The following is a 14,813-nucleotide window of genomic DNA, read 5'->3' as shown; positions in this document are numbered from 1 at the left end:
CTTCCCGCGCTCACTTCCCGCGCTCACTTCCGGCGTGATCCGGTACGGCCGCGCCCCAGCCCGAACGCGGCGAGAGCGGCCACCGCCAGCGCGACGGCGATCCAGCCGGCGCCCAGGGCCCCGACCCATCCCGCCACCGTTCGCTGCACGGCCCTGGCGGCGCCGACGATCGGATCGCCGCTCGAGGCGCCCGTGAGAACGCGCAGCTCGTACCAGCCGTAGTAGGCGACGTACAGCCCGGCGAGCAGGAGCAGGCCGCCGCCGATCCGTGACACGTACGGCAGGACCCGCCGCAGCCCGCCCACGACCGCGTCCCTGGCCAGCGCGACGGCCAGGGAGAGAAACACGACCACCAGCCCCATGCCGAGCGCGTAGGCCACGAAGACCGCCAGCCCGCCGAGCACCCCGCCACCGACCAGGGCGGCGGAGACGACGGCGAGGAACGGGCCGACCGTGCACGACAGCGAGGCCACCGCGTAGGTCAGCCCGTACCCGTACAGCGATCCCACCGACATCGCCGGGCGGCCGGTGGCCGGCTTCGGGATGCGCGGGGACAGCTCCCTGCCGCTCAGCAGCCACAGCCCCAGGACGGCGAGGACGACGCCGATCACGATCGTCAGCCAGGGGAGGTACTGCCCGACCGATACGGCCAGCGGGGTCAGGACCAGGCCGGACAGGCCGAAGACGGTGACGAACCCGCCCGTCATGGCCAGCGAGAGCTTGAGCGCCCGCGGCACGGGACGGCAGCGAGGCTCCGTGTCGTCGGACAGCAGCATGGCCAGGTAGGCCGGGAGCAACGCGAAGCCGCACGGGTTGAAGGCGGCCAGGGTGCCCGCGGTGAGGGCCAGCGCGAGCGGCAGGTCGGCGTTCACCACCGTCGTGGCCCCGGCGGGGGCGTCGTGCTAGCCGGCCAGCGTCGCGGTGACATAACCGGTCAGCTCTTCGGTGGTGAGCGGCCCCAACGTCCGCCTGGTCGAGCCGTCCGGCCTCATGAACACGAAAGTGGACTGTTCGGTGACCCCCAGTTTGGTCCACACCACGCCCTTGTCGTCGGAGAGCTGGACGATGGTGCCGGTCTTGGTGCGCTGGACGAAGTCCTTCATCGCCGCCTCGGTGTCGAGGCCCGCGACACCGATGAAGGCGACGTCACCGAACTTCGCCGCGGCCGCCCTGACCGCCGGCGCCTCGTCCCAGCAGTTCCCGCACCACGGCGCCCAGAACCAGAAGACCACGTGCTTTCGCGCCAGGCTCTCGCCCTTGAAATCCTTGCCGTCCAGGGTCCTGGCGGTGAACCTCAACGCGGCGGGAACGGTCTCCGGGGCGGAAGCGGCGGCGGGGGCCGACGGCCAGGTGGGCAGCGCGCCAGCCGGGCCGTCCCCCTGCGCTCCGCATGCGGCCGTCAGCAACGCGGCGGTCATGAGGACCGCCGCGGTACGGGTCCCCACCACCACTCCAGCGTAACCCCCGCACCCGGGCGACCTGCCGCAGGTCGCCGCCGGCCGGCGACCCGCGGCGAGCCCTGACCGGCACCCGGCACCCGGCCTGCGTCACGCGTTCATGAACTGCTCCACCGGCAGGGCCCGGTCGACGATGCGCACGTCGCCGACCCAGCCGTGCAGCACCTGGTCCAGCTTGCCGCCGTACTCGTAGCCGCCCAGCAGCCACGGCTGTCCCACCGTGGACAGGCCCACCGCCTTGGTGGCGGGGTTGCGCGCGACGGGGCAGCCGTCGACGTACATGGTGGTGTGGCGGCCGTCGTTCACGACGGCGACGTGCCACCACGTGTCGAGCGGAAGTTCGTGCCCCCAGTTGGTGACGGGTCCCTGCAGGTTCACCGGGTAGACGGCCCACTGCGGTTCGCGGCCCGGCGACAGGCTGAGCGTGGCCACCGGCTCGTCGGGGTCGCCCTGCGTCTTGCCCGCCTCCCTGCTCAGCCCCCAACGGCTGAGCAGGGCCGCCCAGCCGTTCTGGCCCGGATCCCAGTCGGCGGGCAGCTTGACGAAGGCCTCGACGGTGTAGCCGGTGGGGAAGGTGGCGGTGTTGATCGGCGCCGTCGGGACGGTCTGCAGGTAGGCGCCGCGCAGCGGGCTCTTGGCGCCGCCGAAGCAGAGGCTGCCGTGCCCGGGCTGGTCGGGGTGGTGCTGGGCGGACCAGGTCAGCGCGGTCGCGGGGCTGCCCTGCACGGTGACCTTGGTGAGGTCGTTGCCGCGGCCCGACAGGTCCGCCACGGTGTCGGCGGTGGGCGAGCCGTCCTCGTGGGCGCCGTCGAAGCGCCAGTAGGCCACCGTGCCGGGGATCACCATGGACGGCGCGGACCGCGACGGGCGGGGGACGACGGGTGCGAATCCCGCGAAGCGCCGCTCGAAGTCGATCGCCACCGAGAAGGAGTCCTGCGGGCCCGTCTGCTCGATCTCCAGGCGCTCCAGCGCGTTGAGGCGGCCGTCGTCCTGGCCGAGCAGCCACGGGGAGAAGGTCTCGACGTCGATCGTGTTCCTGGACAGGTCGAACCGGTAGAGCCTGATCATCCCGGCGCCGCCGTAGTAGCGGTTCTGGTAGTTCGCGATGTGCGCGTGGACGTCGTTGCCCGCGGCGTTCTTCCTGGCGGTCCGCGCGGGCGGCCAGTAGTGACCGTTCAGGGCCAGGAAGATCTGGTCGTTGCCCGCGACGAGCCGGTCCCACACCTGCGCGCCGAAGTCGGAGAAGCGGCCCTCCTCGCCGTAGGTGTCGGCGTAGATCAGCTCGTGGACGGTCAGGATCACCGGCGCCGTCGGATGCCGCCTGATGACGTCCGCCGCCCAGGCGATGCCCGCCGCCGACGGCCGCCAGTCCAGCGCGAGCACCAGCCACTCCCGGCCCGCGGCGCGGAAGGTGTGGAAGGTGTTGTACCCGTCGGGGCTGGCCCCGCCGAAGGAGCGCGAGCGGCGGAAGCGGCGCGGCCCGAAGGCGTCCAGGTACGGCGTGGCGCCGCGCTGGTCGTCGGTCGAGGAGTCGATGTCGTGGTTGCCGGCCAGCACGCTGTACGGCAGGCCCCGCCGGTCAAGGAGCTCGAAGGCCTTGCCGATCGGCTCGAACTCGTGCTTCAGACCGTTCTGGGTGAGGTCGCCCAGGTGCGCCAGGAAGACGATGTTGTCCTCGCGGCCCCTGTCCAGCAGGTAGCGGAAGGACGCCTCGACGGGTTCGGGCCTGATGCTCGTGTCGTCGAAGAGGTACTGGGTGTCCGGCATCACGGCCACGGTGAAACGCGGGCTGTCCGTGTCGGGCCGCCATCCGGCCGTCCCGGCCTCGCTCGAGGCGGCCGCTTCGGACGCGGCGGCCGGCGTGACCGTCAGGCCCATCGCGGCCGCCGTGCCGACGCCGGCCAGCCCGGTGGCCCGCAGGAACGAGCGGCGGCTGGAGGCCGACGATCCGCTGGAGTGGTGCTGCATGCCGTGCTCCCCATCTCCGCCTGCCACGCGGGCATCCGGAGTCTCACAAATCCCTGGAATCGCCCACGTCTCGTGAGCCACGTCCTGATTGTGGGAGCGAACGGAAGCGCCCGGCTGATCTCCCGGCAACGGCCGAGGAAGCCCGGGTGAACATCACAGCGGAACGGCCGCGCCGCCCTGCGACGGCGGATCCGTTGTCCGCCGCCGAGGTAGAGGCAGGCGCGAGGTCTCCAGGCGCCCCGAAAAAGATGCGTGTCACGAAAGATTGCGTGACACGCACTTTTGTGTAGAGTGATCTCATGGGGTTGAGAGAGCGCAAGAAGGAAGAGCTGCGGATCGCCCTCAGCTGGGCGGCGATCCGGCTGACCGTCGAGCGCGGCTTCGACAACGTCAAGGTGGAGGACATCGCCGCCGAGGCGGGCGTCTCACCCCGCACGTTCAACAACTACTTCTCGAGCAAGGCGGAGGCGATCGCCGCGCGGCATCGCGAGCGGGCCGCCCAGATCGCGCGGGAACTGCGTGCGAGGCCGGCCGACGAGCCGCTGTGGGAGGCCATCGTCCAAGCCGTCGCGGCACGCTTCGTCCTCGGCATGACCGAGGACGAAGCGCCCTCCGACGAGGGCTGGAACGCCGGCATCCGGCTGATGCTGCAGCACCCGGCGATCCAAGGGGAACTCCTGCGGGCGAGCCGGGCCGCGCAGGAGGAACTGGCCGCAACCGTGGCCGAGCGGACCGGCACCGATCTCGACCGCGATCTCTACCCGCACCTGGTCGCCGGGTCGGTCGCCGCCGTCTTGTCGGCGGTGTCGGACCTGCTGCTGCGTGCCGACTCGCGGCCTCCGGTCGCCGAACTGCTGCGCGACGCCTTCCGCCAGCTCACCGCGGGGCTCCCCACGCCCTGACCCCCGTCCGCGAGATCAACCGGCCGCGCGCCGGTCGATCCGTCATGCCCTCGAACACCCTAGGAGAGGTGTCATGGTCACAGACGTCGTCATCGCCGGAGCAGGCCCGAACGGTCTCATGCTGGCCTGCGAGCTCAGCCTGGCCGGCGTGCGCCCGCTGGTCGTGGAACGGCTCCCCGAGCGCACCCAGGAAAGCCGGGCCAACGGACTGGTCGGCCAGGTCGTGCGGATGCTCGACCGGCGCGGCCTGTACGAACGGCTCGCCGGAACCACCGACCCGCCCGCGCCGACCCCCGGTTTCGTGTTCGGCGCCCTGCCGCTGAACCTGCGCATGCTCGAGGACAACCCGCTCCACACCCTGCTGGCCCCACAGCGCAAGATCGAGCAGATGCTGGAGGAGCGGGCGATCGAGCTCGGCGTGGAGATCCGCCGGGGCCAGGAGGTCACCGGCTTCACCCAGCACGAGGACCGCGTCGTCATCGAGGTCTCCGGCGCGGCCGGGCCGTACCGGATCGAGGCCCGCTACCTGGTCGGCGCGGACGGCGGGCACAGCATCACGCGCAACCTCGCCGAGATCGCCTTCCCCGGGGTGACCACCGACCACACGATCTCGCGCACCGCCCACGCCAGGGTGCCCGCCGAGCTCGTCGACCCGGCCACCGGCGGGCTGGACCTGCCCGGATACGGCCCGATCCCGCCGATGCTGCATCACCGCACCGAGCGCGGCATGTTCGTCTACGCGCCGCTGCCCTCCAGTCCGTGGCCACTGGTCGCCACGACCGAATGGAGCCAGGAGGACGCCGAAGGGCCGCTGACCATCCCCGAGCTGCGGGCCAGCATCAGCCGGGTGCTCGGCGTCGACATCGAGCTCGGCGCGCCCGAGGGCGAAGGGCCGCACCTGCTGCGCAAGCTCACCGGCGGCAACACCCGGCTGGCCGAACGGTTCCGCGACCGGCGCGTGCTCCTGGTCGGTGACGCCGCCCACGTGCACTCCGCGATCGGCGGCCCAGGGCTCAACCTCGGCCTGCAGGACGCGGTCAACCTCGGCTGGAAACTGGCCGCCGTCATCGGCGGCCGGGCCGAGGAGGACCTGCTGGACACCTACGAGGCCGAGCGCCGGCCGGCCGCCGAGCGAGTGATCATGTCCACGCGAGCCCAGGCCGCCCTCGTCGCCCCCGGCAGCGAGGTCACCGGGCTGCGCGAGCTGTTCACCGAACTGCTCGCCGACCCGGACAGCCTGCGGCGCGTCGCCGATCTCATGTCGGGCAACGACATCCGCTACGCCGCAGGCGACCATCCGCTGGTGGGCCGGTGGGCGCCCGACCTGATCCTCGACGACGGAGCGCGACTGGCCGAGCTGACCAGGGACGCTGGGCCGCTGCTGATCGACTTCACCGGCGGGGACTGGGGGCACCCCCAGGTGCGGGGACGCTCCGCCCGGGTCCTGCACGGCCCTGCTGGTGCGGCCCGACGGGTACGTGGCCTGGGCGACCGACGTGCCGGAGCCTGACGACAAGTCGCGCGCGTCGCTCGAAGCCGCCCTCGCCCGCTGGTCGCTGACGCTCACCGCCGCCTGACCTGCTCGCAGGAGGCGTTCTTCGAACGTTGCCTGGCCGGCAGGACCATGGACCCCGGCGAGCAGGCCTGACGGCTCTGGGCGCGGAATGCGGGCGGGGAGGAGTCTGAGACAGGCACCTCCTTCAAGGGGCGGAGGGATGACATGAAACGCTCCATGACCGTGGCGACGCTGACAACCGCAGCTGTGGCAACGGCCGTAGCGGTGAGCGGAGGCGTCCTCGCCACCGCCGACCGCCGGCCGGAACCCACCGCCACGGCCGCCGGGTGGCAGCAGCCCTGCCGGCCGATGGGAGCGACGCACCGGATCGTGGCGGGGAAGTCGCCGACTTCGCCCGCACGGTGCGCGACAGCCAGCACGCTGAGATGTTCCAGATGCAGCGCTACGCGGGTATCGGCTAGAGGCGTATCGCGGTGCGGACGAGGTCGGCGACGGCTTTGGATCTGCTGTGTGGTGGCCAGGCGATGACGGTCGTGACGGCCGGTGCGTCCGGCACCGGCACGATGGCATGGTCGTCGCGTAGCCGGTCTTGGAGCGACTCGGGTACGACGGCGCAGGCCAGTCCGAGCGCGATCAGTTGGAACAGTTGGGTATGGTCGCGCACCTGCGGGCCGGGGCCGTCCGGATGGCCGCCATCCCGTCCAGGCCAGCGCGGCAGGGGCAGGTCCGTCTGGGCGTTGACCTCGACCAACGACAGATGCGCCCGGTTGGCGAGGGGATGACCCTTGGGCAGGACCACGACCTGCTGTTCGGTGTGCAGATCCTCGGTGTCGAATCCGGCTGTCGTGTCGTAAGGCCGGTGGAGCAGAGCAACGTCGGCACGCCCGGTGCGCAGCAGACTTTCCGGCTCGCCCGGCCCGCACAACATCACCTCGACTGCCACGGAGCCCGGTTCAGCGGCGTAGGCGTCCAGAAGCTTCGCCAACAGTTCCCTGGACGCTCCGGCCTTGGCGGCCAGCACCACACCCGGCTGGTCGCCCGCGGCACGGCGGGTTCGCCGCTCGGCGGCTTCGACCGCGTCGAGCGCGGTCCGGGCCTCCCGCAGCAGCACCGACCCGGCCTCGGTCAAGGCGATGGCGCGAGCAGTGCGGTGCAGCAGAACGACTCCGAGCCGCCGTTCCAGCTGCTGGATCGCCCGCGACAGTGGTGGTTGCGCCATCGCGAGCCGTTGTGCCGCCCGCCCGAAGTGCAACTCCTCGGCGACGGCGACGAAGTATCGCAACTCCCGCGTCTCCACCCGCTCATCGTATCCAGCGCTGACCACGACCAATACCCGTGCGGTATCGCCGCCCACCCGACCGGTCTTGGACGCCCCAGCCGAGTCCGCAACATGATCGACGGTATGAGTGAACGGACGATCGCGCTGGTGACCGGCGCGAACAAGGGAATCGGATACGAGATCGCCGCTGGCCTGGGCGCGCTCGGCTGGCGAATCGGTGTGGGCGCGCGCGATCGGCAACGCCGCGACACCGCGGTGGAGAAGCTGCGCGCGGCCGGGACCGATGCGTTCGGTGTGCCGCTCGACGTGACCGACGACGCAAGTGTGGCCGCGGCGGCCGAGCTGATCGCCGGCCATGCCGGAGGGCTCGATGTTCTGGTCAACAACGCCGCGATCACCGGCGGCATGCCGCAGACACCGACCACGGTCGATCCCGTGACCGTGCGAGCTGTCGTGGAAACCAACGTGATCGGGGTCATCCGGGTCACCAACGCGATGCTGCCGATGCTGCGCGACTCGGCATCACCACGGATCGTCAACATGTCCAGCAGCGTCGGCTCGCTCGCCCTGCAAACCACACCCGGCATCGACATGGGCCAGGTTCCGGCCGCCTACTTGGCCTCGAAGACCTTCCTCAACGCCCTCACCATCCAATACGTCAAGGAACTGAGCGACACCAACATCCTGGTCAACTCCGGCTGCCCCGGTTTCACCGCCACCGACCTCAACGGCTTCCGAGGCGTCCGCACACCACAACAGGGCGCGGCCATCGCGATTCACCTCGCGACCCTGCCCGACGACGGACCGACCGGCGGATTCTTCGACGACGCCGGAACGGTGCCCTGGTGATCAGCACACCGGTGCCCACCATTCCCGTTCTCGAGGTCAGCCGCGCGTCGTGCATCGAAGGAGAAGCAAGACAATGGCAAAGGCAGTCAGATACGACGAGTTCGGCGGAACCGAGGTCTTGCGGGTCGACGATGTCGACCGCCCCGTGCCTGACGACGGGCAGGTCCTGATTCGGGTCAAGGCGGCAGGCATCAACCCCGGTGAGGCGGCCATACGCACCGGCGCGATGGCCGACATCTTTCCCTCGACGTTTCCGTCCGGGCAAGGCAGCGATCTCGCCGGGGTCGTCGCCGAGGTCGGCGTCGGAGTCGACCGATTCTCGGTCGGCGACGAGGTGATCGGGTTCTCCGAGAAGCGGGCCGCCCAGGCCGAGTTGGTCCTGGTCGACGTCGACAACCTCACACCCAAACCGAACGGCGTCCCCTGGGAGGTGGCTGGCGGCCTGTACGTCGCCGGGGTGACTGCCTGGGGGGCAGTACATTCCGTGCAACTCGACAAGGGGGAGACCGTTGTCGTCTCCGCAGCAGCCGGAGGAGTCGGCTCGCTCGCCGTTCAGCTCGCCCGCCGTGCCGGAGCCACGGTCATCGGCCTGGCGAGCCAGCACAACCACGAGTGGCTGCGAACACACGGTGTGATCCCGGTCGCATACGGCGACGGCGTCACCGACCGGATCAAGGCCGCCGCACCGAGCGGCATCGATGCCTTCATCGACACCCACGGCGGCGGGTACGTCGAACTGGCCCTTGCCCTCGGCGTCGCGGTCGAACGGATCGACACCATCGCCGATTTCGCGGCAGCCGCCAAGTACGGAGTCAAGACCGAACCCGGAACCAACGCCAGACCGGGCGCCGAGGTACTTGCCGAACTGGCCGCCCTGATCGCCGACGGACACCTCGAAGTCCCGATCGCCAACGTCTACCCGCTGACGCAGGTCCGCCAGGCCTACACCGAACTCGAACGCCGACACACCCACGGCAAGATCGTGCTCAAACCCTAACCGGCACCATGCGACGCAGCGCGCTCAAGGCTCTGCTCAACCGCAGGATGATCCCCGTCGGCGGGCCCGCCCGCCGGGCAGCGCGCGCCGGGACGGGGCGCCGGTCGACGCCTATCCGCGTGAGCCCGCCGACACCGGGTTCCCGCAGCGTGACTACCCGTGGGGCATCGAGGGCGAGCAGTCGGCGGTGGCGACCGGGGTGGTCACGGTGCTGACGACGGCGAAGGACGGCAGATCGGAGTGGCTCGCGGCGGGTCAGGCGTTGCAGCGGGTGCTGTTGTACGCGTGCGCGTACGGGGTGAGCGCGGCCTTCCACACGCAGGCGCTGGAGGTGCCGCTGCTGCGAGAGTTCTTGCGTGAGGAGCTGTGCGGAGGCGCGCGTCGTGCCCGGAGTACAAGGTCACCGCCGTGCGCCTGGGCGGCGGGAGGTGCGGGACGTGACCTTCGCCGCCGCACCCGGGGTCTTTCGCCTCTTGGCAGCCGGCTCGCAGCGGGGGTGGATGGGAGTGAAGTCTCCATCGCGGAGAGCCGACACCTGGCTGAGGAAAGCGGCACCATGAAAGCCAAACAGTGGACCGTGCAGATCTACATCGCCGAGGACGGAGACGACACCACGGCCAAGGCCGAACTCATCACGAGGGAGGGCACGCATCTGTCCGGAACCGGCCGGGCGCGGCGCAATCCGACCGATCCGTCGATCCCCGAGATCGGTGACGAGCTCGCGGCCTCGCGCGCACTCGCCGATCTCGCCGACAAGCTGGCCGTCGTCACGCAGCGCGACATCGCCCGCTTCGTGGACGCTCCGATGCCCAAATGGTCGTGGTGAACACCCGTGCCTGCTCACTACCCGCGCGGGACACCCGCGCCACGCTGACGAACGGGACGGACGGCCGGGCTCTTCGGCGCCGGATCCGGGACCTCAGCCCCCTGTACGGAACGTTCCAGACGCCGATACTGGAGTCATGACACGGTCGGACCCCGGCGCGTTCCCGCTGACGTTGGGGGTCGAGGAGGAGTTCTTCCTCCTCGACTCGGACACCGGCGTGCTCGCTCCCATGGCGACGCAGGTACTGGCCGGTCTCGACGGCCACGACGGCATCAAACCCGAGGCTCTGCGCTATCAGCTCGAGACGGTCACCGGCGTCTGCGCGACGATCGACCAGGTGGAGCGCGAGGTCGCCCGCCGGCGCGTGATCGCGGCGACGGCGGCAGAGCAGGTCGGCTGCCATCTGGTGGCCTCCGGGGTCGCACCGGGATTCCTCCCGGACCTGGTGCCCCTCACCGACCATCCGCGCTACCGGCGGCTGGCCCAGCGCTATCCGCGGCTGGTGGCCACGACCGGCACCTGCGGGTGCCACGTGCACGTCGGCGTCCCGTCGCGCGAGCTGGGACTGCAGGTGATCGGGCGGTTGCGGCCATGGCTGGCGACGCTGCTCGCCATCAGCGCCAACTCGCCCATCGCCGGACACCGGGACACCGCCTGGGCGAGCCGGCGGTACCTCCGCTGGTCGCGATGGCCGTCGGCGGTGGCCCCCCGCGCCTGGCGCGACGTCGAGGAGTACGACGCCGAGGTGCGCGAGCTGGTCAGGACCGGCAAGATCCTGGACGAGCGCTCGGCCTACTTCCACGCCCGGCTGTCACCCCGCTACCCGACCGTCGAGGTGCGCGTCATGGACACCTGCCTCAGCGTCGACGACACCGTGCTCGTCGCCGCGCTGGTGCGGGAGCTGATGGCCGCCGCCGTGGCGGACATCCGGGAGGGCGTGCCCGTCACGCCGCTGACCGACGACCAGGTGGCCGCGGACCTGTCGGCCGCCGCCCGGCACGGGCTCGGCGCGGCGGCCGCGCTGCCCGACCGCGTCGCCCTGGCCGAGCCGGTCTGCACGCTGCTGGCCGCCTTCGTCCAGCGCGGCACCGGCGCGGACCGGCAGCGGGCCTTGTGGCAGCGGGCCGGCACGCTTCCCGCGTTCGCCAAGCTCATGGCCGAGGCCACGCTCGGCTCGGCGGTCGCCGCCCTGTCCCGCGGCACCTGCCTGGTCTGACCACCAGCGCGCCCTGGCCCCCTATGTCTGGAAGGGCCGGCCGCCGTCGTGGTGCCAAGCCGGCCGCCGTCGCGGCACCGAGCCGGGACGGCGACCGGGCGACGATCACACCGCGCCTCAGGCCGACACCGGCTCGGGCTCGTCGCTGCTGTCCTTGCTGTCCTTGGCGGCCGGACGGCCGGCGTCCGCGGCCGGGACGTGGAGGATGCCGCCCCGCGCGTCGTACTCGTCGGCCTGCGGGTCGTCGAACCAGATGCCGCCGTCCCGCAGGTAGCGGAAGGCGAAGGTGAGCCCCTGCGGCACCGTCACGGTGACGGCGTGCCGGCCGTCGGGGCCCTTGGTCATCGGGTGGACGTAGGGGTCCCAGTCGTTGAAGTCGCCGACGACTGAGACCGGCCCGGTGACCTCGCCGGGCAACGAGAAGGTGATCGCGACCATGGCATTCTTGTCCGGCTTACCGCGCGAGATCATCTTTTCCCCCTGCATGCAGTGATGACTGGTGATGTCTCCTGCCGTCGTACGGCAGTCCGCGTACCCGGACAACGGAGCCACGCCGTCCATGACAGGCTCTTGACCGCGAAAGCACGTTCATCCCCGATTCCGGGCTTTTCGCCGCTGCCGGACGTCACCTCGCCCGCGAACGGTCCTACCCACCGCCGACGTCACTTCCGCGATCGGTGCAGGATCCGGTCCAGGCGCGCGGCGGCGTAGCCGAGGACCGACAGCGCCGTGACGACGAGGAGATCGCCCGCGGCCAGCGGCTCGGTGCCGAGCAGCTCCCGCAGGGGCGGCAGGTACAGCCCGGCCAGTTGCAGGACGAAGGCGCCCGCGACGGCGAGCAGCAGCAGCGGGTTGGCCAGCGAGCCCGGCCGGGTGCGGGAGCCGAGCGCCACGCCGAGCTGGGCGGCGCCGAGAGCGAAGAAGATCATGCTCTGCCAGGGGCGGTCCGTCTGGTAGGCCCACACGCCGACACCGAGGCAGACCGCGGTGAGCACGACGGCGACGCGGACGACGCGTTGCCACAGCCCGGCGCCCAGGATGCTCTGCGACGGCGGACGGGGCGGTGTCGCCATGGCTTGCGGGATGGCGGGCTCGCCGCCCAGCGCCACCCCGGGCAGCCCGTGGGTGAGCAGGTTGATCCACAGGATCTGGGCGGGCAGCAGCGGAAGCGCGAGGCCGACGGCCGGGCCCAGCAGCATGACGGCGATCTCGGCCGCGCCGCCGGACAGGCCGTAGACCAGGAAGCGGCGGATGTTGGTGTAGACCCGGCGACCCTCCTCGACCGCCGCCACCACGGTGTTCAGGTCGTCGTCGGCCAGCACCAGATCGGCGGCCTGGCGGGCGACCTCGGTGCCGCGCCTGCCCATGGCCACCCCGATGTCGGCGCGGCGCAGGGCGGGCCCGTCGTTGACGCCGTCGCCGGTCATGGCGAGGATCTCGCCGCGTTCGCGCATGCTCTGGACGAGGACCAGCTTCTCCTCGGGGGTGGCCCTGGCGTAGACGGCGGCGTTCTGCCCGTCGAGCCCCCCGGCGGCGCGGCAGTCGACCACGGCGTCGCCGGCGTCGATGATGCCCAGGTCGGTGGCGATGGCGCGGGCCGTACCCGGATGGTCGCCGGTGATCAGGACCGGCCGGATGCCCGCCCGCCGGCACGCGGCGATGGTCGCCGCCGCGGCGGCGCGCGGCGGATCCATGATCGCGACGAGCCCGAGCAGGGACAGGCCCCGCTCCTCGGCTTCCTGCGGTACGTCGGCCAGGTCGGCCCTGGCGACGGCCAGCACCCGGTAGCCGTCCCGGGCGAGCTCGTCGGCCCGCGCTCTGGCCCTGGCCAGCAGGGCGGGGTCGTCCACGAGGGCAGCCGCGTGGAGCAGCGCCTCCGGGGCGCCCTTGCACAGCACCACGGCGCCCCGGCCACCGGCCCGCCGGTGCACGGTGGTCATGCGCTTGCGCCCGCTGTCGAAGGGGATCTCGGCGTACCGGGGCAGGCCGCGCTCCAGCTCCGGACGGCGCAGGCCCGCCTTGGCCGCGGCCGCGAGCAGCGCCGCCTCGGTGGGATCGCCGATCGCGATCCACTCTCCCTCGTCGCCGGCGGACAGGGTGGCGTCGTTGCACAGGGCCGCCGCGGTCAGCAGGCCGGTGAGGCTCCGGTCATCGAGGGTCCCCTCCCGGGTGATCTCGCCGTCCGGCGCGTAGCCCGAGCCGGAGACCGCCGCCTCACCGGCGGGTGTCCACAGCCGCCTGACCACCATGTGGCCCTCGGTCAGCGTGCCGGTCTTGTCGGTCGCCAGCACGGTCACCGAGCCCAGCGTCTCCACCGCGGGCAGCCTGCGCACCAGCGCGTTGCGGGCGGCCATCCGGCGGGCGCCCAGCGCCAGGCTCAAGGTCACGACGGCGGGAAGCGACTCCGGTACGGCGGCGACCACCAGGCTGATCGCCGTGATCACCATCAGCTCGATCGGCTGGCCGCGCACCAGCCCCAGGGCCAGCACCAGCGTGCACAGCAGGACGGTGACGCCGGCCAGCAGGCGGCCGACCCCCATCAGGCGCCGCTGCAGCGGGGTCAGGCCCGACCCCTGGGCCATCAGGGCGGCGATCCGGCCGGTCGCGCTGGCCACGCCGGTCGCGCCGGCCACCGCCCGCCCACGGCCCCGCACCACGACGGTTCCGGACGACACCTGCTCCTCACGCGCCTTCTCCACGGGGACCGACTCACCGGTCAGGGCCGACTCGTCGACGAGCAGGGCCGCCGACTGCGTCACCCTGGCGTCGGCGGGCACGATGTCGCCCTCGGCCAGCACCAGGAGGTCGCCCACCACCACGTCGGCGGCCGGCACGTGCTGCTCCACGCCGTCCCTGATCACCCGGGCGGCCGGGGCGGTGAGCCGCGTCAGCGCCGTGATGGCACGGTCGGCCCTGATCTCCTGGCTCACACCGACCGCGGTGTTGACCACGATCACCAGCATGATCACCGTCGTGTCGCTCCAGTCGCCGGTGACGATGGTCAGCACCACGGCCACCAGCAGCACCAGGATCAGCGGATCGCGCAGCTGGGACAGGATCCGGCGCCACAGCGGCACCGGGGGCTTCTCCGGCAGCAGGTTCGGTCCGTCGCGATCAAGGCGGTCAGCCGCCTCGGCCGATGAGAGCCCGTGGGGCGCGGTGGTGGTCGCCGACATCCTGCCCGTCCTCCGGTGTCTCCGTCGAGTGTCTTCGTCGAGTGCCTGGCACGTGATCTCAGTCTTCGGCGTGCCGCGCGGCCTGAACAGGGACGAAGGTCCCCGATACCCGGCCGTGCGAGGTGGCGTGCCGCACACCGGCGGGACCGCCGGGCAGCGAAGAGCACGCCAAGGGTGACCCCTCGCCGCGCTGCTGAGAAGATGTGAAACGTGCCCGATCCACTCATGCCGAACATGCGACTCGACGAGCTGCTGGCCGAACTCCAGGTCCGGTTGAACGCCGTGCTGGCCACCCGTGACCGGGTGCACGCCTTGCTGGACGCGGTGGTGTCGGTGGGCAGTGACCTGGATCTGGAGACGATGCTGCGCCGGATCGTGGAGACGGCGACCGATCTGGTGGACGCCAGTTACGGGGCGCTGGGCGTGGTGGGGGAGGAGCGGACGCTTCTGCAGTTCATCCCGGTGGGGTTGAGCGAGGAGGAGATCGCCAGGATCGAGCACTGGCCGCACGGGCTGGGTCTGCTGGGGTTGTTGATCAAGGATGCGCGGCCGTTGCGGCTGGGGCGGATCTGCGATCATCCGGAGTCGTACGGTTTCCCGCCGGGTCATCCGCCGATGGGGACGTTT

Annotated in this window: 14 protein-coding genes; 8 read left to right on the top strand and 6 right to left on the bottom strand. The window is 71.6% G+C overall.

Going from position 1 to position 14,813, the window contains the following annotated elements; genetic code table 11:
* Nucleotides 1-23: 23 nt before the first annotated feature.
* From ACWENQ_RS35730 to ACWENQ_RS35720, 3 genes are all read right to left on the bottom strand, one after another.
* On the bottom strand, nt 24-872 hold the full coding sequence (locus ACWENQ_RS35730) for a cytochrome c biogenesis CcdA family protein (RefSeq protein ID WP_452418155.1): 849 nt from the start codon (nt 870-872) through the stop codon (nt 24-26).
* Nucleotides 873-902: 30 nt separating this feature from the next.
* Nucleotides 903-1,448 (bottom strand): TlpA family protein disulfide reductase, encoded by a 546-nt coding sequence (locus tag ACWENQ_RS35725; protein WP_449930384.1) that lies wholly within the window; start codon nt 1,446-1,448, stop codon nt 903-905.
* 99 nt (nt 1,449-1,547) lie between these two features.
* Nucleotides 1,548-3,425, bottom strand: coding sequence for a LamG-like jellyroll fold domain-containing protein (locus ACWENQ_RS35720; protein WP_452418153.1), 1,878 nt, complete (start codon nt 3,423-3,425; stop codon nt 1,548-1,550).
* A gap of 299 nt (nt 3,426-3,724) precedes the next feature.
* Between ACWENQ_RS35720 and ACWENQ_RS35715 the strand changes: the two genes are divergently transcribed.
* From ACWENQ_RS35715 to ACWENQ_RS35705, 3 genes are all read left to right on the top strand, one after another.
* Entirely contained in the window at nt 3,725-4,327 is a 603-nt protein-coding gene (locus tag ACWENQ_RS35715; protein WP_452418151.1) for an acyl-CoA-like ligand-binding transcription factor, read from the top strand.
* 73 nt (nt 4,328-4,400) lie between these two features.
* Nucleotides 4,401-5,837, top strand: coding sequence for an FAD-dependent monooxygenase (locus ACWENQ_RS35710; RefSeq protein WP_452418150.1), 1,437 nt, complete (start codon nt 4,401-4,403; stop codon nt 5,835-5,837).
* Nucleotides 5,788-5,904, top strand: a complete 117-nt coding sequence (locus ACWENQ_RS35705; RefSeq protein WP_452418148.1) for an aromatic-ring hydroxylase C-terminal domain-containing protein — start codon at nt 5,788-5,790, stop codon at nt 5,902-5,904. Before ACWENQ_RS35710 ends, ACWENQ_RS35705 begins: the two co-directional genes overlap by 50 nt.
* A gap of 396 nt (nt 5,905-6,300) precedes the next feature.
* Here ACWENQ_RS35705 and ACWENQ_RS35700 read toward each other — a convergent pair whose 3' ends face one another.
* Nucleotides 6,301-7,140 (bottom strand): LysR family transcriptional regulator, encoded by an 840-nt coding sequence (locus ACWENQ_RS35700; RefSeq protein ID WP_452418146.1) that lies wholly within the window; start codon nt 7,138-7,140, stop codon nt 6,301-6,303.
* A 105-nt stretch (nt 7,141-7,245) separates the two neighbouring features.
* On the opposite strand from ACWENQ_RS35700, the gene ACWENQ_RS35695 reads away from it, so the two are divergent.
* From ACWENQ_RS35695 to ACWENQ_RS35680, 4 genes are all read left to right on the top strand, one after another.
* On the top strand, nt 7,246-7,971 hold the full coding sequence (locus ACWENQ_RS35695; RefSeq protein WP_452418144.1) for an SDR family oxidoreductase: 726 nt from the start codon (nt 7,246-7,248) through the stop codon (nt 7,969-7,971).
* A 73-nt stretch (nt 7,972-8,044) separates the two neighbouring features.
* Complete coding sequence (locus tag ACWENQ_RS35690; RefSeq protein ID WP_452418142.1) at nt 8,045-8,968, top strand: NADP-dependent oxidoreductase; 924 nt, start codon at nt 8,045-8,047, stop codon at nt 8,966-8,968.
* A 187-nt stretch (nt 8,969-9,155) separates the two neighbouring features.
* Nucleotides 9,156-9,794: a DUF1876 domain-containing protein gene (locus ACWENQ_RS35685; RefSeq protein ID WP_452418140.1), complete on the top strand. Its 639-nt coding sequence runs from the start codon at nt 9,156-9,158 to the stop codon at nt 9,792-9,794.
* A 136-nt stretch (nt 9,795-9,930) separates the two neighbouring features.
* Nucleotides 9,931-11,010, top strand: coding sequence for a carboxylate-amine ligase (locus tag ACWENQ_RS35680; protein ID WP_452418138.1), 1,080 nt, complete (start codon nt 9,931-9,933; stop codon nt 11,008-11,010).
* Between the two features lie 117 nt (nt 11,011-11,127).
* Here ACWENQ_RS35680 and ACWENQ_RS35675 read toward each other — a convergent pair whose 3' ends face one another.
* Both ACWENQ_RS35675 and ACWENQ_RS35670 read right to left on the bottom strand, forming a co-directional pair.
* The gene (locus ACWENQ_RS35675; RefSeq protein WP_452418136.1) at nt 11,128-11,481 is read right to left on the bottom strand and encodes an isoamylase early set domain-containing protein; all 354 of its coding nucleotides are present in this window, start codon (nt 11,479-11,481) and stop codon (nt 11,128-11,130) included.
* A gap of 191 nt (nt 11,482-11,672) precedes the next feature.
* Nucleotides 11,673-14,186, bottom strand: a complete 2,514-nt coding sequence (locus ACWENQ_RS35670; RefSeq protein WP_452418135.1) for a cation-translocating P-type ATPase — start codon at nt 14,184-14,186, stop codon at nt 11,673-11,675.
* A gap of 225 nt (nt 14,187-14,411) precedes the next feature.
* Here ACWENQ_RS35670 and ACWENQ_RS35665 point away from each other — a divergent pair.
* On the top strand, nt 14,412-14,813 hold a 402-nt coding region (locus ACWENQ_RS35665; protein WP_452418325.1), incomplete at its 3' end, for a GAF domain-containing protein.

The sequence above is a fragment of the Nonomuraea sp. NPDC004354 genome (assembly GCF_053602555.1).
Note: the sequence above shows the minus strand (reverse complement) of the source record. Positions and strands in the feature narration are given on the sequence as shown.